The sequence below is a fragment of the Arthrobacter sp. TMS2-4 genome, from assembly GCF_054511075.1.
The window spans coordinates 603917-624880 of the sequence record NZ_JBTNDI010000001.1 but is presented as its reverse complement, the minus strand read 5'-3'; the positions used below and the strand labels follow the sequence as shown (position 1 = coordinate 624880).

Here is a 20964-nt window from a genome sequence, read left to right as displayed (position 1 = left end):
GTCAAAATTCGAAAAGCGCCGCGAGAACAGACGGACCGGCGCGGCTTGGGTATTCCAAGTGTGGTGATCCGCCGCAGCAGGGCAAAGGGCCGAAGGTCCTGACGGCGCCGTCACCCGCGGGGGACGACGTCGGTTTCGAGGGGGCCGGGTACCATAAATGCATGGGTGCGAAAAGCATCAGGAAAAGCAGCCCAGCGTTCATCCGGGACCTCGACAAGCCGGACCGACGCCGCGCCGTCATGAATTCGATCATTAGGCTTATCGTTTTCTCCGCAATTCTCCTCGCCACGTATTTCCTCATTCCCGTCGAGGGGTTCAACGAGCAGAATCCGCTCGCCGCGTGGTTCCGGCTGGTCGCGGTGGTCCTCGTCTTCCTCGCCGCCATGGCCCTCCAGCTGCAGCTGATCATGGCGGCACGGGCCCCCCAGATCCGGGCGGGCGAGGCGGTCGTCGAACTGGTGCTGATCCTGCTGTGCCTGTTCGCGCTGCTCTACGTCTCCATGTCCGAGACCGATGCCGCGTCCTTCAGTGAACCGCTCACGCGGATCGATGCCCTGTACTTCACGACCTCCACCTTCGCCACCGTCGGCTTCGGGGACATCACGCCCCGGAGCGAACTGGCCCGGGGACTCCTGTCCGTCCAGATGCTGGCGAACCTCGGCGCCCTGCTCCTGATCGGCAAGGTCGCCTTTTTCGCGGCCTCGAAGCGATTGTCACGGTAGCCCGGGCGGGCCCGCGTCCACGTCAGCCGCGCTGCGACGCCGCCCGTACGGCCGCACTGAACGCGTTGCAGCGCTCCACCTCGTCCACGACGGGCTGCAGGACGACGTCGTCCGCCACGCGTGAGCAGGCGGCCAGCAGCCTCCGCCGCACCCTCGCCGCACGCCTCCCCGCACGCCATCGCGCCAGGAGCGCCGCGAGCGCCCCGAGCAGGACGCCAGGCGCCAGGCCGCCGAGGATCAGCAGGGTGGGCAGCGGGAAACCCTCCACCAGTGGCACCTCGAACGCGGGCAGTTGAAGGAACGCGAGAACCGCCAGGAGCCCGAGCCACGCGAGTCCCGAGACGAGGGCCGCGAAGGCGATCCATTGCAGGACACCGAAGATGCCCCACCACCTGCTCCGACCGGTCTCGAGGTCGGTGCCGGTGACGGCCGCATCGAGGGCATCCGTCAGGTCCGCGGAGGTATTCCGGGCCGCGTCCCGGACGGAGGTGCGCCACGGCTCGCGGAGATCGCCGGACGCAGCGTCCCCGAAGACGCGCAGGGCCTGACCCACCCGCGCCTGCTGCGCCGGGTCCCCGACGGGAAGCGAGGACCGGCGGAGCTCGGGAACGAGGTCCTGCTGCCGCAGATTCAGTCGGCGCAGCGGATCCGGACGGAGCCCTGCCAGCCAGCGGGTCACCGGCCAGCCCGTGGTCGCGTGCACATCCCGCCGATACGCGCTGCGGACAGCGTCCACCACCACGGGGACGCCCGCCGCCCTTCCGAGTTCGTTCGACAGGGCCTCGCGCGCAGCGGCGGACGGTGCCGCGGTGCGCTCCGCCGTGAACGGGAGCAGGTCACCGGCCGCCCGCTCGGCGTCGGCAGCGACCCTGCGCATCGCCGCGGCGCGACCTTCGGCGAGTTCCCTGATGGTTCCGGCGAGTCCGTCCACTCCCTCGCCCGTCCGCGCGGACACCGGGACGACGTCGACGCCCGGCAGCCCCTCGGCGGCAAGGATACCCGCGAGGGAGGACGTCACGGCCCGGAGGTCCTGCGGGTCCAGACGGTCGGCCTGGTTCAGTGCCACGAGGATCACCGCCTCGTGGGTCGCCAGCCCGCGCAGGAAGCCGTGGTGCAGCGCTGCGTCGGCGTACTTCTGGGGGTCGACCACCCAGAGCAGCACGTCGACCTGGCCTGCGAGCCGTTCGACGATCTCGCGGTGGGCCAGCGCGGTGGAATCGAAATCGGGGAGATCCAGGAGGATCAGTCCGGCGGTAGCGGGCACGGAGGTCGGCCCTGGCCCGGCGACCTGCCCCTCGGTGGACGGCGTCGAGGAACGTCGTCGCCTGCGGAAGAACCCGCGGCGGACCGTGCGGCCGCCGGAGTCCGGCACCGCCGCGGCGATGGTCCCGTCGCGGACGTCCTCGGCACCGGTATCGGCCTGCCGTTCAGCGCCGTGGTGCGGCGCCGATCCGCCCTGCCGTTCGGCGGCTGTGCTCCCTCCCCCGGGCGTCACGGCCTCGAGCACGAGCGGTCCCCGGACCGGGCCTCCACCGACGAGGGGGGCGCCCTCGGGCAGGGCGACGCGCTGCCGGACCTCCAGCCAGTCGAGCAGCTCGTCGCTTCCGGTGGTGCCCCAGACGAGGGCGAGCGGTTCCGACGTCGTGGGGCGCCGGACGGCGACCCGCGCTGCGCCGGTGCCACTCAGTGCGTTCACGAGCGAGGACTTACCGCTGCCGGTCGGCCCGAAGATACCCACCACCGTGTGGTCCGCCGAGAGGGACCGGCGTCGACCTGCACGGTCCAGGGTGCTGCGGAGCCGCTCGAGCTCGTCCTGCGGGAGCCGGTCCGTACCGAGCTCGTGGGCTTCCTGCAGGTACGCGAGGACCTCGGACAGCGGGGTGGCCGCGCCCGACTCCGCGTTGGCCTGATCGGGACGGCTCATGCCTCGTCCCCTGCGGGCTCGCTGGGCAGCGCGGTGCGGAGCCGGCTGGCGAGAACGGTGAGTGCCTCCGCGGAGGTCTGCGATGCCAGGGGGCGCAGGCACTGGCCGTAGGCGTCGCGTTCACGGCGGAACAGCGCATCGACGCGCTGGTACAGGTTCTTGCGGGCCGTGGCGGCCAGGCGGCGGACGGCATCATCGCCGAAGACCGCCTCCAGGAGTTTCTGGCCGGCGACCGCGGACGCCCCGGCGATGCCGATCTCGCCACCCGTGAGCCCGCCGGTCGATGCGAAGACCACTACCATCAGTGCCACCGCGATGCCGTTGACACCGAAGGAGAGCATGCGGGCCGTGAAGCGTTTGTCCGCCCCCTCGGCCTGGACGAGCAGCAGGATGTCCTGCTGCCACTCGCGGATCTCACGGGCGACCTCCGCCGACACGTCGGCGGCGTCCCACGCCGGGACGTCCTCGAGCAGCACGCGGCCGGCGGGGTCGGCGCGCCACCTGCGGCGCGTCGTCTCGTCCGCGCGGGCGGCCTGCTCGACGATCACCGTCTGCAGCCCGCTGCCGATCGCTTCGGCGACGGTCGCCGCGGGTGCCGGGCGTCCCGTGAAGAACGCGCTCACCCGGTCGCGGGCCCGTCCGATCCTCGTCTCGAGACCGCGCATGAACTCGCCGGTGCCGACGAAATCCTGCCACCGGGCGAGGACCTCACCGCGCAGCAGCTTGCCGTCCTCGGTGGCGGCGAGGACGTCGGCGAGGGCATCGGCGTAGGCACTCTCGACCGCTGCCCGCAGGGCGTCGGCGACGGACTGCTCCTGGTCGGCGGCGTCGGCGATGGTGTCGATGCGACCGGCGAGGGCGCGCATCGCGCCGCTGACCGTGCGGCGCGCGATGTCGCGCCGCCCGTCGGCGTCGGCCGCCAGTGCCTGCAGCCACCGCGTGATCGGCTCGACGGCGTCCGCCGGCAGCATGCGCGACGGCCCGAGCGTCATCTCCGGGACCACGAAGATGGGGGCGTGACCGAGGTTCTCGGCCGACAACAGCGTCAGGAGGTCGCTCCTGATCTCCTCCTCCACCCCGGCGGGAACGCGGTCGAGCACGACGGCGACGAGGACGTCCCGCCGGCCTGCCTCCGCCAGCAGCCGCCATGGCACGGCATCCGCGTAGCGGTTGGCCGTGGTCACGAAGATCCAGAGATCCGCGGCTGCGAGCAGCTGCCCGGCGAGCCTGCGGTTCTCGTCCGCGATGGAATCCACGTCAGGGGCATCGAGGAGCGCCAGGCCCGAGGGCAGGCTCGACGTCGGGCGGAGGAGGAGGGTGTCCGGTCCGGCGGCCTGGTGGAGTGCGGCGGGCACCCCTGCCACCGATGGACCGCCGGTTCTGGCGTCGGACCTGTCGTCGTCGGCCGCGAGGCGGACCCGGCTGAGCGTGGGCAGGACGCGCGCGTCGTCGAACCATGCGCCGTCGTCCGGGTGGTGGAGCAGGAGCGGTTGGCGCGTGGTGGGGCGCACGGCACCGGTGACGGAGACCGGACGGCCCACAAGGGCATTGACGAGGGTGGACTTCCCGGCGCCCGTGGAGCCGCCGACGACGGCGACGAGCGGGGCGTCGAGGCTGGCCAGCCGCGGAAGGATGTAGTCGTTGAGCTGCGCGCGGGCGGCCGCCGCGGAGTCCCGCGCATCGCCCGATCCGGGAAGCTCCAGCGGGAAGGCGAGGCTGTCCAGCGCCTCACGCACTTCGCGCAGCAGCGGGGAGAGCCCGCGGGCTTCGCCGGCCAAGGAAGGTGCACTCATGAAACCATCATGCCAGTCCCCCACCCCGGCGCCCGGAAGACCTCAGCCCCTTCCGAAAACAGAAAAATCCCGGACATCGTGATGATGTCCGGGACTTCTCGGTGTCCTTGCGGACGGTCGTGACCCCAGCGGGATTCGAACCCGCGTTACCGCCGTGAGAGGGCAGCGTACTAGGCCGCTATACGATGGGGCCAGTACTTTCCATCTTACTCTGTGATGCCGCGTGCTTTTGCCATCCGGCCCCGGAGGACCGAAGTGCGCTGGGGTACCAGGACTCGAACCTAGAATGTTGGTACCAGAAACCAGTGTGTTGCCAATTACACCATACCCCAATGGCGCTTTTCGAAGCCCTGATCGTGCCGGACCCCGGTCGCGTAACCGCTCCGCGCCGAGAAACAACTTTACCGGACGGAAGGCAGGAACTGCAAAACGGACCACAGGCTCCCGATGCGCGGCACCTCGGGGGACGGCCCGGCGTCGGCCGCCGGGCCGCCGTCGGCGCCTGCTCCCCCGCGTGTTCCCGCGCGGTCCAGCCACACGCCGGCGAGCCCCGCCGACCGCGCGCCGATGGCGTCGACCAGCCGGTTGTCACCCACGTAGAGCGTCCGCTCGGGCGCGGTCCCGAGCAGCCGGGCCCCCTCGTGATAGATCGCGGGTTCCGGTTTGGCGACACCGACGGTGTCGATGCCGACGAGCGTCGCCACACGCTGCAGGCCAGCGTGGTCCAGCTTCGCCCGCTGGTAGTCATGGACGTTGTTGCTGACGGCGCCGTACGGGATACCGCGTGCGTCCAGTTCGTCCAGGAGCGGTTCGACGTCGTCGTACGCCCGGAAGTGCAGGGGCAGTGTCCGCTCGTAAGCGCGCACCCAGGCCTCGGCCAGCTGCCCCACGAACGGCTCCGGGGTGAACGCGGCACGGGCGTGCCGGACCCGGTGCACCCGCTGCTCCTCGAACGTGACGTCCCCGGCCAGGAACCGGTCGTAGTGCCGCTGCGGGTCGCTGGTGTACAGCGCCTTGTACCGCGCCCAGTCGTCGTCGCTGAGGTGGTTGAGGGACGGGTCGGGGATGGCCCGCAGTGTGTGGCCCATGGCCCCTTCGAGGTCCACGAGGGTGTCGTCGATGTCGAACAGGACGCCGTCGATGACGTTGTCCGTCGCGTCTAGCGGACCCTGCGCGGCCGCTGCCGCCTGTGTTGTGCCCCGCCCCGTCACCATCACGCGGCTGTCGCGCGCAGTGCCCGGACACGGGCGAGCGACGAATCCCGCCCGAGGATCACCATGGACTCGAACAGCGGCGGGGAGATCCTGCGGCCGGAGATGGCCGTCCGCACCGGGCCGAAGGCGAGCCGCGGCTTGAGTCCCAGCGTGTCGACCAGCGCGGCACGCAGGGCGGCCTGCAGTGACTCCGCGTCCCACGTCGGGCAGTCCTCGAGGGCTGCCAGGGTCGCGTCGAGCACCTCTCCCAGATTCTCCGGCAGTCCCTTGCGGGCGTCGTCGGCGACGTCCACGGCGTCGTCGGCCTTGAACAGGAACCCCAGCATCTCCGGGGCCTCGCCGAGCAGCGTGATGCGCTCCTGGATGAGCGGAGCGGCCTCGGCGACGATGCGCAGGTCCTGCTCGGTGGGGTCGGCACCGATGAGGCCGGCCGCCGCGAGGTAGGGCAGGAGCCGTGACCGGAACTCGCCCTGATCCAGCAGCCGCACGTGGGTGCCGTTGATGGCCTCGGCCTTCTTGAGGTCGAACCGGGCCGGGTTGGCGAGTACGTCGCGCACGTCGAACTTCCGGACGAGCTCCTCCACCGAGAAGATGTCCTGGTCCGCCGACAGGCTCCAGCCCAGCAGGGACAGGTAGTTGAGGAGGCCCTCGCGGATGAAGCCTCGCTCGCGGTGCAGGAACAGGTTGGACTCCGGATCCCGCTTGGACAGCTTCTTGTTGCCCTGGCCCATGACGTAGGGCAGGTGGCCGAACAGCGGCATGTGCTGGGCCACCCCGATGTCGATCAGCGCCCGGTAGAGGGCCACCTGGCGGGGGGTCGAGGACAGCAGGTCCTCGCCGCGCAGCACGTGGGTGATGTTCATCAGGGCGTCGTCGACCGGGTTCACGAGTGTGTAGAGGGGCGCTCCGTTGGCCCGGACGACGGCGAAGTCGGGCACGCTGCCAGCGCGGAACGTGATTTCCCCGCGCACGAGGTCGGTGAACGTGATGTCCTCGTCGGGCATGCGCAGGCGCAGGACCGCGGGGCGTCCGGCCGAACGGAAGGCGTCCTTCTCCTCCTCGGTGAGGGTGCGGTCGTGGTTGTCGTAGCCGAGCTTCACGTCGCGACCGGCGGCGCGGTGGCGTCCCTCCACCTCCTCCGGCGTCGAGAAGGATTCGTAGAGGTGGCCCGCCGCAACGAGGCGGTCGATGACGTCCCGGTAGAGCTCGCCGCGCTGCGACTGGCGGTACGGGGCGTGCGGCCCGCCGACCTCGACGCCCTCGTCCCAGTCGATGCCCAGCCAGGTCATCGCCTCGAGGAGCTGCTGGTAACTCTCCTCGCTGTCACGGGCGGCATCGGTGTCCTCGATGCGGAAGATCAGCTTGCCGCCGGTGTGGCGCGCATACGCCCAGTTGAAGAGCGCGGTCCTGATCAGCCCGACGTGGGGTGTTCCCGTCGGCGACGGGCAGAATCGGACCCGGACGGGCGTGGCATCGGAGACGGTGGGGAATTCTGCGGCAGTAGTCATGATGGTCCCAGTCTAGGTGGGACCATCAGTGGCGGCCGAGCGCCGCCGGGCCCGGGTCACAGGGCCCGACGGCGGCCGGGCGTCAGCGGCGCGCCGGGTTGGACAGGCGCCCGATGCCCTCGATGTCGACGTCGTACCGCTGACCGTCGGTGATCATGCCGACGCCGGCGGGCGTGCCCGTGAGGATGATGTCCCCGGGCAGCAGGGTGAAGGCCTGCGAGACGTAGGCCACGAGGTCGCGCACGCCCCAGATCATGTCGCTCGTGGAACCGTCCTGGCGGAGATCACCGTCGAGGCTTCCCCTGACCGTGAGGTTCTCGGGGTCGAGGTCCGTCTCGATCCAGGGGCCGATGGGGCAGGAGGTGTCGAAGCCCTTGGCGCGCGCCCACTGGTCGTCGGTCTTCTGGACGTCGCGTGCCGTGAGGTCGTTCGCGCAGGTGTAGCCGAAGACGACGTCGTCGACGCGCTCGAGCGGGACGTCCTTGCAGATGCGGCCGATCACGACGGCGAGTTCCGCTTCGTAGGAGATCTGGTCCGAGAAGGACGGCAGCATGATCGGGTCGCCGGGACCGATCACGGACGTGTTGGGTTTGAGGAACATGAGCGGGGCGGCCGGCGTCTCGCTCCCCATTTCCTGGATGTGATCCGCGTAGTTCCGGCCGATGCCGACCACCTTGCTGCGGGGAATGACGGGCGCGAGGAGGCGGACGTCCTCGAGGGCGTGGCGCGCGCCGGTCAGCTGGATGCCGGCGTAGAAGGGGTCCCCCTGGATGACGGCGACTTCCTCGCTGCCCTCCGTCCCTTCCACGACGCCGAACATTGGGTCATCATTTACGACAAAGCGTGCAATTCGCATGCTGCCAAGCCTAGCGCGGGCCCTCGTCGCCGGCCGCCGGGGGCGGATGGCGCAGCATGAAGCCGATTAACGAAGTACCGCGGGCACTCCCTCCCCAGGGAGAGGGTGCCCGCGGTAGTCGCACCGCTGCTTATCCTGCTAGCGCTACGGCTCCTAACAACGCGTAAGGAGCCGGCCGATGTATTTCAGTAGGGCCAGCCGCTGATGCGGTCGGTCGAGGAGACGGGAGCCACCGCGCCGGTCTTTGCGGGTGCCGCGTTCGCGGCTGCCGCCCCGCCCGTAACGAGGAAGGTGGCGAGGAGGATGGCGGAAGTGATGCGCTTCATGGCGGATGTCCTTCAGATTGGAGTGACAGAGGTGGTGAGGGGCCGCTTCATACCACAAACGACTCTCCAATTATGGTAAGCCACTCCAGTCACTTCTGTAACACTTTTTGGAGATATTTTCTGGAATTTTTCCGCGGGATGGTTCCACGGGACTGGACCCCCAATAATGGGTTGAGCTAGTAGACCACCCAGAAAGCCGAAGGTACGTATGACTGACAGGCGAGCAGACGGCGAGCGCTTGCTGCTCGAATTGCGAGCGCGTGACGCTTGGAACCAGCGGGACTACGCCAGTGCTGAGAAGCTCGCGGGCGATTTGGCCACCGTTGCTCTTAAGGACGGAGATGACCTCGGCTGGTGGAACGCCACATTTCTGGTCGGGGAAAGCCTTCGCAAGCAGGGCTTGATGGACGAGTCGCGGAAGCTCGCGGATGAGCTGGGGTTGCACCCACTCACATCAGGCTCGAGGGCGTTGAGCGCCAAAGTTTTCACCATGCGAGCTTTCGCGCTGCAGGGAAGCGGAGATCTAACCACGGCCGTGCAAGCAGCGCGAGATGCAGTTCGGAATGCTGAAGCCTCGCCTCACGAGGCCGCGACATTGATCGAGGCGCAGAATGTCCTCATTGCTGCGCTCGCCGAGAGTGGGAAGCTTGAAGATGCGTGGGATGAATGCCTTGTTCTCGCGAAGTTGCTCGCAGCACAGGCCAACAACCAGACAAGCGGGCTCGGATACTGGGCGATTGGCAATGTCGCCTTCCTCCTAAAGCACATCAGCGAAGGGGTCTCCTACCATCAGCGCGCCGCGAAGACGCTCTCACCTACCAATGACCTCGATCTGTGGGCGCGGTTCAATCACGGGTCTGCACAATTTCGCTTGGCTGCCGGTGTCGCCGAGCCCGAAACCCTCGAGTGCATCGAGCGGGCTGAACTCGCGAGTTCGATCGTCGGTGGAACTGAGCGCGATCGCATCGAACTGAAACTGATTCGCGCTCAGTGGCTCGTCCTAACCAAGCAGTTCGACGCAGCCTCCCAGCATCTCGCCGATATTCTTCTTCACAAGCATGTGCTGGCACTGCACACCGCCGCACAGGCCCACCTCCTGATGGGCCAGGCACTCGCCGGCCGGGGCATGACCCCGGAAGCTGTTTCCAACTTCGAGACCAGCGAGGACCTCTTCCTCCAGTCGGGCGCCGAGGACCGGGCGTCCACCGCGCGGGCCCTCATCGAGTCGATCAGGGGCTGACCCGCCAGCAACTCTTCGGTCCGGCGTCAAGCGGAAATTTCGTCCTGATGCGTATGCATGCTTTTCCGCCACAGTCCCGTACTCTTATGAGCAGACCCCGACCGGGTTGGGCGTTTTCCCCCATTACTCCCACCCCGGTCGGGGTTCTTTCATGCCCGTGCAGTGATGCCGGCAGCGCACGTCCCGGATCTCGACCGGGACGAGCGACCGGGACGAGCGACCGGGACCAGCGACCGGGACCAGCGACCGGGACGAGCCTGCCCGAGAGCGCACAACGCGCCGGAAGAACGGTCACCTCACCGGCTCAGCCGCCCCGCGGAATGTACTCTGGGACCGATGAGCGCTGACCACAAGGACCCACGCCTCGCGATGCTCGTCGAGAGCATCGTCCGGCTGTCGCGCGGAGAACTGAGCAGCCGTATCGAGCCCTCGAGTGCCCGCGACGAGGTGGACGCCGTGATCACCGGTGTGAACCTGCTGGCCGAGGAACTCGAACAGGTCTACGAGCAGTTCGAGAAGCGCGTCGAGAGCCGCACGGCGATGCTGCGCCAGGCACACCTCGACATGATGAAGATGGCGATGTCGGACGCCCTGACCGGCCTCGCCAACCGTGTGGCCCTCATGGACGGCATCGAGGAGGCGCTCAGCCAGGCGGCCGTCAGCGACGCCGAGCCGCCCGCCCTCCTGCTCCTCGACCTCGACAGCTTCAAGAACGTCAACGACCGCTTCGGACACGACGCCGGCGACCGCGTCCTCCGGGAAGTCGCCACCCGCCTCCTCGGCGTGGTCCGCGAGAGCGACCTCGTGGCACGCCTGGGAGGGGACGAATTCGCCATCCTGCTCCCCGGCGCCACCATGGAGATCGCCATGCAGGTTGCCCGCCGCGCGCTCGACGCGCTCGGCGAGCAGATCCGCCTCGACTCCCTCTACGTGCACTCGCGTGCGAGCATCGGCGTGCGCCTGGGCGCCCCCGGCCAGACGGCGGACGATCTCCTCCTCGACGCCGACACCGCGATGTACGCGGCCAAGCGTGAGGGCCGCAGCATGATCAAGGTCTTCGAACCCGTGATGCTGTACTCGCGGCAACTCCGCAGCCAGATGGCCACCGAACTCCGGGACGCGATCAGCGCCGACCAGCTCGTACTGCACTACCAGCCCGTCGTCGAGCTCGCGACCAACCGGATCCTCGGGGTCGAGGTCCTGGTGCGGTGGCAGCATCCCCTCCGCGGGCTCATCCCACCGGACACGTTCATCCCGCTCGCCGAGGAGATCGGCGTCATCCACGACCTGGACCGCTGGGTGATGTCCGCGTCGCTGCGGCAGCTCGCGGCCTGGCGGAAGGAACTCCCGCTCGACGACGACTTCCAGCTGCGGGTGAACCTCTCCGCTGTGGAACTGAAGCAGCTCGACCTCGTCGACCACATCCGGGGACTGCTTCGCGAGCTGGACGTCCCGGCGCACAGCCTCGTCGTGGAGATCACGGAGACGGCCATCGTGACCCGCGGGGAGGTGGAGATGTACTCGCTGCTGAGCCTGCAGCAGCTCGGCGTCGGGATCGAGATCGACGACTTCGGGACGGGCTACTCCTCCATCAGCTATCTGCGGGAACTGCCGGTCAGCATGGTCAAGGTGGACCGCTCACTCCTCGTCGAGCTCAACACCAGGACCGGTCAGCTCGACTTCGTCGCGGCCATTCTTCAGCTCATCCGCGCCGCCGGCCTGGAAGCCGTGTTCGAAGGCATCGAGACCCGGGAGCAGGCCGAACAGCTGAGATCCATGGGCTGCGCCAGCGGGCAGGGCTACTACTTCAGCCGTCCGATGCCCGCGGACGAGGCGTCGACCCTCCTCGCCGCCACGCGGTACCTGCGGGTGGGCGAAGGCATCGACGATCCGGAGACGGCGCGCTCGTTCTGACTCCCCCGCTCCACGAGGACCGGCCCGGAACGACGACGGCGCCCGGCCTCGGCCCCCTGCGGGGCCGGACGGACGCCGTCGGACTCTCCCGAGGATCAGACCAGGCGCGTGAGCCAGCCGTGCGTGTCCTCGACGACGCCGGTCTGGATGCCGAGCAGCTCGCTGCGGATGGACATGGTCACCTCGCCGGCGGGGGCACCCTCGGCACCGATGAACTCGTCGCCGTCGCGCAGCCGTCCGATGGGCGTGATGACCGCGGCCGTGCCGCAGGCGAACACCTCGGTGATCTCGCCGCTCGCGACCCCGTCGCGCCATTCGTCCAGCGTGATCTTGCGCTCGGTCACGTCCAGTCCCCGGTCCCTGCCGAGCTGGATGATCGAGGACCGCGTGATGCCCTCGAGGATGGTCCCGGAGAGCGCCGGGGTGACGATGGACCCGTCGCGGAACACGAAGAACACGTTCATGCCGCCGAGCTCCTCGACGGCGTTGTCGTTGAACTGGTCGAGGAAGAGCACCTGCTTGCACCCGTGCGCTTCTGCCTCGATCTGGGCTGCGAGCGAGGAGGCATAGTTGCCGCCGGCCTTGGCCGCTCCCGTGCCACCCCGCCCTGCCCGCGCGTAGTTGCGGGACACCCAGATGTCCACGGGCTTCACCTCACCGCCGAAGTAGTTCCCGGCGGGCGACGCGATCACGCGGTAGGATACCTCACGGGCCGGCCGGACCCCGAGGAACGCCTCCGTGGCGATCATGAACGGCCGCAGGTAGAGGCTCTCGCCGTCACCGGAGGGGATCCACTCCTGGTCCACCGCCACGAGCCGGCGCAGGGACTCGAGGAACAGTTCCTCGGGCAGCTGGGGCAGCGCGAGGCGGATCGCGGAGCGGTTCAGGCGCGCCGCATTGGCGTCGGCGCGGAAGGTCCACACGGAGCCGTCGGCGTGGCGATAGGCCTTCATGCCCTCGAAGATCTCCTGACCGTAGTGCAGGACGGCGGCCGCGGGGTCCAGGGCGATCGGCCCGTAGGGCTCCACGCGTGCGTCGTGCCAGCCGCCGACGCCCGACTCGTCGACGCTGAAGTCGACGATCGCGGTGTGGTCGGTGAAGAAGTTGCCGAAGCCTGGGTTCGCCAGCACCGCCTCCCGCTCCTCGGCCGACGCCCGCTGCGTCGACAGGTGCTGGGCGAACTGGGTATCGGTGGCTGTCATGGTTCCTCCGCTGGAACGGACTGCACGCACGGCTCGGCCGCCGTCGTCCGTCGGTGGTCAGTGCTGCGGCACTGGGTTAATGATGTGTAACCACCTTAGGACACGGCCGCGGCAATAGCATCGCCCACCGCGGAGGTGCTCCGCGCTCCCGCCCTGCCGGCGATGTCCGCCTCGACGGCCCCCTGGATTTGGGTGGCGTGGTCGGCGAGGCCGAGGTGCTCCAGGAGCAGCGCTGCGGAGAGGATCGCGGCGGTCGGATCCGCCAGCTGCCGGCCCGCGATGTCCGGCGCCGAACCGTGCACGGGTTCGAACATGGACGGGGCGGTGCGGTCCATGTTGAGGTTCGCGGACGCCGCGAGGCCGATGCCCCCGGTCACGGCCGCCGCCAGGTCGGTCACGATGTCCCCGAAGAGGTTGTCGGTGACGATCACGTCGAAGCGCGACGGATCGGTCACGAGGAAGATCATCGCGGCGTCCACGTGCAGGTAGTCGTGGGTCACGTCCGGGAACTCCGTGGCGACGGCCTCCACGGTGCGCTTCCACAGATGACCGGCGTACACGAGGACGTTGTGCTTGTGGACGAGTGTCAGCTTCTTCCTGCGCGCGGCGGCACGCCGGAACGCGTCCCGCACCACCCGCTCCACGCCATGGGCGGTGTTGAGGGACACCTCGGTGGCCACCTCGTGCGGCGTGCCCCCGCGGAGCGTCCCGCCGTTGCCGGTGTAGGGACCCTCGGTTCCCTCACGGACGACGACGAAGTCGATCCCCCCGGGATCCGCGAGGGGGCCGGGCACGCCCGGGAACAGCCGTGATGGCCGCAGGTTCACGAAGTGGTCGAGGGAGAAACGGAGCTTCAGCAGGAGCTCGCGCTCGATCAGCCCTGATGGGATCCGCGTGTCTCCCGGAGCGGCACCCACCGCACCGAACAGGATGGCGTCGTGGCCGCGGAGTCGCTCGAGCGTCGCGTCCGGCAGCGTTTCCCCCGTGGCGAGCCAGTGCTCGGCGCCGAGCGGGTACTCGGTGAGGGCGAGCTCGACGGCGTCACCGAGCGCCGCGCGCAGCACCTTGACCGCCTCGGCAGTCACTTCGGGTCCGATTCCGTCTCCGGGGATGACGGCGAGGTCGATACTGCGGGGGGCATCAGTCATGAGCCCAGCCTAGGAAAGCGCATCGGGCGGCAACAATCCGTCCGCAGGGTGAGACGGCTCCACCCTGGGTCTGATGTGGGCCGCGGAGCACCCCGCCTAGAGTGGGACCTCATGGACATCCACCTGCGGCTCGCGCGCTGGGTCCGCACCCATCCGCGCACCATCGATGGCTGCCTGGTGCTGGCGATCCTCCTCCTGTTCGTCCTGCCCTTCGCCGCCGACGGCACCGAGGGGTACACGACCATCGTCGTCACGTCCTTCGCTCTGACGGTCCCGCTGATCTGGCGCCGCTCGCGTGTCGTCCTCTCGGCCGGGCTCGTCGCCGGCGTCTCCGTCCTCCAACTGGTCACCGGACTCGAACCGGTGCCGGCGCAGTTCCTGATCCTCATCACGCTGTACACCCTCGCCGCCCACGGTCCCCGCTGGGCCAGCCTCGGAGGGCTCGGACTCGCCGTCGTCGGCACGGCGGTCGGCCTGGTGCGCTACGCGTCCCTGATCGGGTTCGGGCCGGGCGGATCGATCCTCTCGATGGCGTCGTTGTTCCTGATCGTGCTGGTCCTCGTGGAGTCACTCGTGCTGCTGGCATGGACGCTGGGCGACCTGTCGCGTGCACGCCGTCTGACCTACCAGGCCCTCGAGGACAGGACACGACGGCTCGAGGTCGAGCGGCAGCAGGAAAGGGATCTGGCGGCAGCGGACGAACGCAGCCACATCGCGCGGGAGATGCACGACATCGTGGCCCATTCGCTGTCCGTGATCATCACGCAGGCCGACGGCGCCCGGTACGCGAGTGCGCAGGCCCCGGAGGTCGCTGTGCAGACCCTCGGGACCATCGCCGACACGGGGCGCGGCTCCCTCCGCGAGATGCGGCGGCTGCTCGGGGTGCTGCGCGGGGACGAGAGCGCGTCCACCCGCCCGCTGCCGACGCTCGACGACGTCGACTCCCTCATCCGGTCGGTGCGCCGGTCCGGGATCGGCGTCGCGTGCCGCCGCACGGGCACACCGCGCGGCGACCTCCCGCCCGGAGCGGAACTCACCGCCTACCGCGTGGTGCAGGAAGCGCTCACCAACGTGCTCCGCCATGCGGGGGCGGCGACCACTGCGGACGTGGTGCTCGACCACGGTCCCCGCGGGCTCAGGATCACGGTCGACGACGACGGCCGCGGCGCCGCGGCAGATCCCGCCACCGCGGGCGCGGGTCAGGGGATCCTGGGGATGACGGAGCGCGTGCGGCTCTACGACGGTTCCGTCGCCGCTGCTCCACGCCCCGGCGGCGGCTACCGGGTGGAAGCCTTCATCCCCTACACCCAGACCTGACGCGCACCGGAGACGGCGTCACCCCCGCACGGCAATCCAAGGAGAGACACGCAGCATGGACATCACCGAGACCCCGGCCCCGGCGGAGGGCCGATCCCCGGCAGGGACCGCCGCCGGCAACGCCGCCGCCCCGATCCGCGTCGCGATCGTGGACGACCAGCACCTCGTCCGCAGCGGCTTCGCCATGCTCATCAACTCCCAGCCCGACCTGCGGGTGGTGAGCGAGGCTGCGAACGGCGAAGCCGCGGTGAGGGCCCTGGCGAGCACGCGCGCCGACGTCGTGATGATGGACATCCGCATGCCGGGCATGGACGGCATCGAGGCCACCCGGCGGATCCTCGCGGACCGCACCCCACCGGCCGGTGGAAGCACCGCGGGCTCCGCGGCCGGCCCCCGCATCGTGGTGCTCACGACGTTCGACCTCGACGAGTACGCCCTGGCGGCGATCCACGCCGGGGCCAGCGGGTTCCTGCTCAAGGACGCACCGCCCGAGGAACTGCTCGAGGCGATCCGGACGGTGCACCGCGGAGACGCTGTCATCGCGCCCTCCACCACGCGCCGCCTGCTCGACCACGTGGCACCCCTCCTGCGGCAACCCACGCCCGAACAGCACGCCCACGCAGAGGCCGTCGCGCGGCTCACCGTCCGCGAGCGCGAGGTGTTCGGGCTCATCGCCGAGGGTCTCTCCAATCCGGAGATCGCCGCGAAGCTCTACCTGTCGGAGGCGACGGTGAAGACCCATGTAGGGCACATCCTCGCCAAGCTCCAGGCGCGGGACCGCGTGCAGGCCGTCGTCATGGCCTACGAGACGGGCATCGTCCGGCCGTGACCGGCACGTCCGCGCGTGGCGTCGGCGCGGCCGGGGACGCAGGGTGGAGACCGTGCCCATGCGGCTCATCCCACGGGTGGAGATTCCGCTCCCTCGATCCGGGACCTGGCACCGATCCGCCCGCCGGCGGTCGTCCCTAGCGTGGAGGCATGACCTTATCGACGAATCTCCCCGGGGCGATCCCGGGCTCCTCGACGGCGCCCTCCGGCGCCGTCGCCGCGCGTGCCGTGTCCAAGAGCTACGGCCGGGGCGAGACCGCCGTCCACGCCCTCCGCGACGTCACCCTCGACTTCGAACCGGAACGCTTCACCGCGATCATGGGGCCCTCCGGGTCGGGGAAGTCCACGCTGATGCACTGCCTGGCCGGCCTGGACACCATCGACACCGGTCGGCTCTGGATCGGGGGCACCGAGATCACCGGGCTCCCCGACGCCGCCCTGACACGCCTCCGGCGTGAGCGCGTCGGCTTCGTCTTCCAGGCGTTCAACCTCGTTCCGACCCTCACCGCCGAGCAGAACATCACGCTGCCCGTCGCGCTGGCCGGCGGCACGGTGGACACGGCGTGGCTGCAGCAGATCTCGTCGTCGCTGGGCCTCGGTGACCGCCTCTCCCACCGCCCGCACGAACTGTCCGGAGGCCAGCAGCAGCGGGTGGCCGTCGCCCGCGCCCTGCTGACCAGGCCCGACGTCATCTTCGGCGACGAGCCCACCGGGAACCTCGACTCGGCGACGGGCGCCGAGGTGCTGTCCCTGCTCCGGCGGAGTTGCACCGAGATGGGTCAGAGCATCATCATGGTCACCCACGACCCGGTCGCGGCGTCCTATGCCGACCGCGTGGTCCTCATGCGGGACGGTGCCCTGGTGGGCGAGCTCGGACAGTCCACGCCCGATGCCATCCTCGGCGCGCTCGCGGCATTGGGGGCCTGACATGCTGCAGGTGGCACTCGCCCAGGTCCGGGTCCATGCGCGCCGGTTCCTCGCCGTCGGCCTCGCCGTGATGCTCGGCGTCGCGTTCCTCTCCGCGACCCTCATGGTGGGCGCGACCACGAGGGCCAGCCTCCAGGAGAGCATCGGCGCCTCCTACGCGAACGCCGACCTCGTCGTGACCGCGGAGGACGGCGGCTCCGTCCCGACCGGTGTGGCAGCCGACCTCGCCGCCCTGCCCGGCGTGGACGCGGTCCACGGACTCGAACGCGCCTACGGTCAGCTCAGCACGGGCTCGCAGGAGTCTCTCGCCGTCCTGACCACGCCAGCCCCGTCCCGGCTCGGGACGGCGATCCTGACCGCGGGGTCCTACCCGTCGGACCCCGGCCAGGTGGCACTGGACGAGGAGTCCGCAGCCCGCCTCGACGTCGTTCCCGGCGACATCGTGGCACTCGACGCCGGCGGTCCCGCCACCTCACCGGTCAACGCACTGACCGTAACCGGCCTCATCGAACCGAGCACCGACCCCGCCCTTGCCGGCGCGGTGCAGGTCCTCGCCTCCCCCACCGTGGTGCGGGAACTGAACGACGGCGAGACCGTCTTCCGCAACGTGCAGCTCGCCCTGATGCCCGGAGCCGATCCCGCGGACGTACAGGTCGCCGTCTCCTCGGCCGTCGCCGCACCCGCGGACGGCCAGGTACCGCTGGTCGTCCGGACGGCGGCAGAGCAGACCGTCGCGGAGGTCGCCGAGTTCTCCGACGGCAGCGACGTGCTCACCGCGGTCCTGCTCGCCTTCGCCGCCGTAGCTGTCCTCGTCGCCGGGCTCGTCATCTCGAACACCTTCTCGGTCCTGGTGGCCCAGCGCACCCGCGAACTCGCCCTCCTGCGCTGCATCGGCGCCGAGCGGCGCCAGGTCCGCGTCGCGGTGCTCGTCGAGGCCGCGATCGTGGGCGCCGCGTCCTCGGTACTCGGCGTGCTGCTGGCCGCCGGTGTGATGGGCGTTCTCGTGGCCCTGGCCCGGCAGACCGAGTACGGGTCGTTCGCAGTCCTCGCCGTGCCGCCGACCGCCGTCGTCACCGGTATCACCGTGGGCATGCTGATGACCCTCCTGGCCGCGCTCGTCCCGGCGCGAGCGGCAACACGCGTGGCTCCCCTCGCCGCGCTCCGACCGGTGGAGCCCCCGGTCCTCGGGACCGGGAGCGGCCGCGTCCGGCTGGTCGCGGGTCTCGTGGCGGTCCTCTTGGGCGGGGGCCTGCTCCTGCTGGGCGCGGTGTCCGTCGCCCTCGTCCCGGCCGTCGCGGGCGGTGCCGCCTCCTTCCTCGGCGTTCTGCTCCTCGCCCCCTTCTTCGTGCCACGCAGTGTCGCCGCCGTCGGCAGGATCACCCGCCCGCTCGGCGTGCCGGGCGTCCTGGCGTCACTCAACGCCGTGCGCAACCCCGCCCGCACCACGGCATCCTCGGCGGCCCTGATGATCGGCGTCACCCTCGTGACCATGATGATGGCCGGCGCCCAGAGCTCCCGGACATCGCTGGAACGGGAGCTGGACGAGAACTACGCCGTCGACCTCGCGGTCTCGGTGCCCGGCACGGCAGCGGCAACCGGCGCACCAGGAGGAAAGCCACCCCGCGTCGACGGCCCGACGCTGCTCGAGGTGGACGGCGTTCAGACCGGCGTCGAGCTCACGCCGGTGATGCTCACGGACGCGCAGGACGGCGGGCAGGTGGTCTATGCGGCGGACCCCGAGGAGCTCGCCCGCGTCCTGCGCGCGGAGAGCGCCGAGCTCACCGACGGGATGGTCCTCGTGCCCCAGACGTGGACGCAGACCGCCGTGACGCTCGAGGGGGGTGACGGCCCCGCGACGCTCCCCGTCACGGCCACCGACGCCGTGTACTTCCAGCCGCTGATCACGACCGCTACGGCGGAACGCCTCGGCGGTACCCCGGACGGAGCGCTGTCCGCCTATCTGGACATGACCGGAGACCCGGCGGACCGGACGCCGGGGGCGACCCTCGAGGACTATCTGGGGACGACGTACTGGCTCAGGCTCGACGACGCCGCCGACGCGGCATCGGTGACGGACATCCAGTCGCGGATCGTCGCGGCCACGGGCGTGTCCGAATACGACGTGACGGGAGCGGCCCTGGAACGGGCGGCGTACAACCAGGTGATCGACGTCCTGCTCCTGATCGTGACGGCGCTGCTGGCCGTCGCCGTGCTCATTGCGCTCATCGGTGTCGCCAACACGCTCTCCCTGTCCGTGCTGGAACGACGCCGGGAGAACTCGCTGCTCCGCGCCCTCGGCCTGACCAGGGGTCAGCTGCGCGGGATGCTCGCCGTCGAGGCCGTACTCATGGCGGGCGTCGCCGCGCTGCTCGGCACGTGTCTGGGAATCCTCTACGGCTGGCTGGGCGCACAGTCCGCCCTCGGCGGGATTGCGCCCGTCAGCCCGGCGGTGCCGGTCGGGCAGATCGCGGCCGTCCTGGCGGTGGCGGTGGGAGCGGGCCTCCTGGCCTCCGTGCTCCCCGCGCGGCGCGCAGCCCGGCTCTCCCCGGTTGCCGGCCTCGCCGGCGAGTGAGTCCCGCCGCGGCGTCCTCACCGACCGCTCCTCCGCCCCTATATTGAGAGGATTGCAGTCGAGGTCGGAGAGGACGCCGTGGAGCGGGACGGAACAGCAGGGAGCGACGGCGGAGCGCACGCCGTCGTCGCCGTGTCCGCGGCGGACGGCGACGCGGCGTGCCGGGCGCTCACGGAGGGTGGATATCGGGCGAGCATCGTCCCGCCCGGGGCGTCGGTACTCGACGAGCTCCTCGAGACCGGGCCGGAGATCCTGCTCGTGGACCTGCCGACGGCCCTCGCCCACGCGGACGCGCTGCAGGACATCCTCACCCGGCACCCCGCACTCGCGACCCTGCCCGTGATCCTCCTCCTCCCCCAGGGCTGGAGCGGGCAGGTACCGGACGCCCTCGGCCGCTACGTCTCCGACGTGGTCTTCGCACCCGTACACCCCGCCGAACTGCTGCACCGCACGCGGGCCGTGATCGCACGACGCCTCCGGTACGGTGCACAGCGTGCGTCCGCCGCCCGCCTGCGGGAGGACATGCGGGCGATCTCCGCCCGCATCCGCGCCACGAACGACCCGGCTGTCATGGTCGATGCCTTCCTTCCCGGCGTCGGGCACGCCCTCGGCGCACACCACGTGGCACTGCAGGTCTTCGACGACGAGCGCGCAGCCGCCCTCGGCAGCAGCTGGTCCGACCCGGCAACGGGAAGCCGGACGCCCCTGCCGCCTCCCCGACGCGGGGACCAGGAGGACTCACTCCCCCGTGCGCTCGCCCTCTGGGAGAACTCCGCCACCGACACCTTCAGCGCCGGTCCCGGCCTGGTGTCCGACGCCGGCGGCGCGCCGGTCCCGGTGTGGCTGCGGGGGGCGGCTCGGGGCCGCACCATCCACGGCGTCGTGGCTGCGCTGGGTGAGGGCGACACCCCGTTCGGCCTCCTGTGGATCATGACCGAGGAGCAGCCCCTGGCCTGGTCCGGAGTGGAAGCCGCCCTGACCCAGCACGTCCTCGGGAACCTGGCCCACGGACTGATCCAGGCCCAGCTCATCTCACGCCAGCAGCAGGCCGTCCGGAAGCTGGAAGCGCTCAACCAGGCCCGGATCGACTTCGTCGGCACCGTGAACCACGAACTGCGCACCCCGCTCGCCTCGATCGCCGGGTACCTCGAGATGATCCTCGACGGCGCCGGCGGCGATCTGCCGCCGGCGGCGAGCACCATGCTGCAGGCCGTCGAGCGCAACACGGCCAAGCTGAGCGGACTCATCGAGGACATCTCCGCGCGCTCCTCCCGGGGATCGGACGCGCCCGGGCGCGGGCCGGAGGACCTGGTGCACCTCCTCAGTGATGTTCCTCTGGACGAACCGTGAAGAGGACCGTCCGGGTACGCCGCGGGAGTATCACGACCGAGTCCGTCATCGATGCCGGGAGGGCCGGCACCAGCACGCTTCCTCTGCCGGAACACGCTGCCGTAGGGTGAGGTGCTGACATCC

Annotated in this window: 16 protein-coding genes and 2 tRNA genes; 8 read left to right on the top strand and 10 right to left on the bottom strand. The window is 70.2% G+C overall.

Going from position 1 to position 20964, the window contains the following annotated elements; all coding sequences use genetic code 11:
• The first annotated feature begins 161 nt into the window (after positions 1 to 161).
• Positions 162 to 722, top strand: coding sequence for a potassium channel family protein (locus ACX80F_RS02875; protein ID WP_459334864.1), 561 nt, complete (start codon positions 162 to 164; stop codon positions 720 to 722).
• Positions 723 to 744: 22 nt separating this feature from the next.
• Here the strand turns inward: ACX80F_RS02875 and ACX80F_RS02870 are convergent, their stop codons facing one another.
• The 8 genes from ACX80F_RS02870 to ACX80F_RS02835 all read right to left on the bottom strand — a co-directional run bounded on the left by ACX80F_RS02870 (position 745) and on the right by ACX80F_RS02835 (position 8343).
• Positions 745 to 2646, bottom strand: coding sequence for a GTPase (locus tag ACX80F_RS02870; RefSeq protein ID WP_459334863.1), 1902 nt, complete (start codon positions 2644 to 2646; stop codon positions 745 to 747).
• Positions 2643 to 4439 (bottom strand): dynamin family protein, encoded by a 1797-nt coding sequence (locus ACX80F_RS02865; protein ID WP_459334862.1) that lies wholly within the window; start codon positions 4437 to 4439, stop codon positions 2643 to 2645. Before ACX80F_RS02865 ends, ACX80F_RS02870 begins: the two co-directional genes overlap by 4 nt.
• Before the next feature lie 120 nt (positions 4440 to 4559).
• Positions 4560 to 4632: transfer RNA gene (locus ACX80F_RS02860), tRNA-Glu, on the bottom strand.
• A gap of 67 nt (positions 4633 to 4699) precedes the next feature.
• Positions 4700 to 4771 (bottom strand) — tRNA-Gln (locus ACX80F_RS02855).
• Between the two features lie 69 nt (positions 4772 to 4840).
• Positions 4841 to 5653 (bottom strand): HAD family hydrolase, encoded by an 813-nt coding sequence (locus tag ACX80F_RS02850; protein ID WP_459334861.1) that lies wholly within the window; start codon positions 5651 to 5653, stop codon positions 4841 to 4843.
• The gene (gene gltX, locus ACX80F_RS02845) at positions 5653 to 7161 is read right to left on the bottom strand and encodes a glutamate--tRNA ligase (RefSeq protein ID WP_459334860.1); all 1509 of its coding nucleotides are present in this window, start codon (positions 7159 to 7161) and stop codon (positions 5653 to 5655) included. The genes ACX80F_RS02850 and gltX overlap by 1 nt, the downstream gene beginning before the upstream one ends.
• An 82-nt stretch (positions 7162 to 7243) precedes the next feature.
• A complete protein-coding gene (locus tag ACX80F_RS02840) occupies positions 7244 to 8017 on the bottom strand; it encodes a fumarylacetoacetate hydrolase family protein (RefSeq protein WP_459334859.1) in 774 nt (257 codons plus the stop codon).
• Between the two features lie 185 nt (positions 8018 to 8202).
• Positions 8203 to 8343 carry a hypothetical protein gene (locus ACX80F_RS02835; RefSeq protein ID WP_459334858.1) on the bottom strand — a complete coding sequence of 47 codons (141 nt, stop codon included), beginning with the start codon at positions 8341 to 8343 and terminating at the stop codon, positions 8203 to 8205.
• Between the two features lie 208 nt (positions 8344 to 8551).
• On the opposite strand from ACX80F_RS02835, the gene ACX80F_RS02830 reads away from it, so the two are divergent.
• Positions 8552 to 9583: a hypothetical protein gene (locus tag ACX80F_RS02830; protein ID WP_459334857.1), complete on the top strand. Its 1032-nt coding sequence runs from the start codon at positions 8552 to 8554 to the stop codon at positions 9581 to 9583.
• A 336-nt stretch (positions 9584 to 9919) separates the two neighbouring features.
• Complete coding sequence (locus tag ACX80F_RS02825; RefSeq protein ID WP_459334856.1) at positions 9920 to 11497, top strand: putative bifunctional diguanylate cyclase/phosphodiesterase; 1578 nt, start codon at positions 9920 to 9922, stop codon at positions 11495 to 11497.
• Positions 11498 to 11592: 95 nt separating this feature from the next.
• Here ACX80F_RS02825 and ACX80F_RS02820 read toward each other — a convergent pair whose 3' ends face one another.
• Both ACX80F_RS02820 and ACX80F_RS02815 read right to left on the bottom strand, forming a co-directional pair.
• Positions 11593 to 12699 (bottom strand): branched-chain amino acid aminotransferase, encoded by a 1107-nt coding sequence (locus ACX80F_RS02820; protein ID WP_459334855.1) that lies wholly within the window; start codon positions 12697 to 12699, stop codon positions 11593 to 11595.
• Between the two features lie 95 nt (positions 12700 to 12794).
• Positions 12795 to 13847, bottom strand: a complete 1053-nt coding sequence (locus ACX80F_RS02815) for a 3-isopropylmalate dehydrogenase (protein WP_459334854.1) — start codon at positions 13845 to 13847, stop codon at positions 12795 to 12797.
• A gap of 111 nt (positions 13848 to 13958) precedes the next feature.
• Here ACX80F_RS02815 and ACX80F_RS02810 point away from each other — a divergent pair, with 111 nt between their 5' ends.
• From ACX80F_RS02810 to ACX80F_RS02790, 5 genes are all read left to right on the top strand, one after another.
• Complete coding sequence (locus tag ACX80F_RS02810; RefSeq protein WP_459334853.1) at positions 13959 to 15164, top strand: sensor histidine kinase; 1206 nt, start codon at positions 13959 to 13961, stop codon at positions 15162 to 15164.
• 55 nt (positions 15165 to 15219) lie between these two features.
• A complete protein-coding gene (locus ACX80F_RS02805; protein ID WP_459334852.1) occupies positions 15220 to 15993 on the top strand; it encodes a response regulator in 774 nt (257 codons plus the stop codon).
• A 149-nt stretch (positions 15994 to 16142) separates the two neighbouring features.
• Positions 16143 to 16919 carry an ABC transporter ATP-binding protein gene (locus ACX80F_RS02800; RefSeq protein WP_459334851.1) on the top strand — a complete coding sequence of 259 codons (777 nt, stop codon included), beginning with the start codon at positions 16143 to 16145 and terminating at the stop codon, positions 16917 to 16919.
• Position 16920: 1 nt separating this feature from the next.
• Complete coding sequence (locus ACX80F_RS02795; RefSeq protein WP_459334850.1) at positions 16921 to 19491, top strand: ABC transporter permease; 2571 nt, start codon at positions 16921 to 16923, stop codon at positions 19489 to 19491.
• 78 nt (positions 19492 to 19569) lie between these two features.
• A complete protein-coding gene (locus ACX80F_RS02790; protein WP_459334849.1) occupies positions 19570 to 20841 on the top strand; it encodes a histidine kinase dimerization/phospho-acceptor domain-containing protein in 1272 nt (423 codons plus the stop codon).
• Positions 20842 to 20964: the final 123 nt, after the last annotated feature.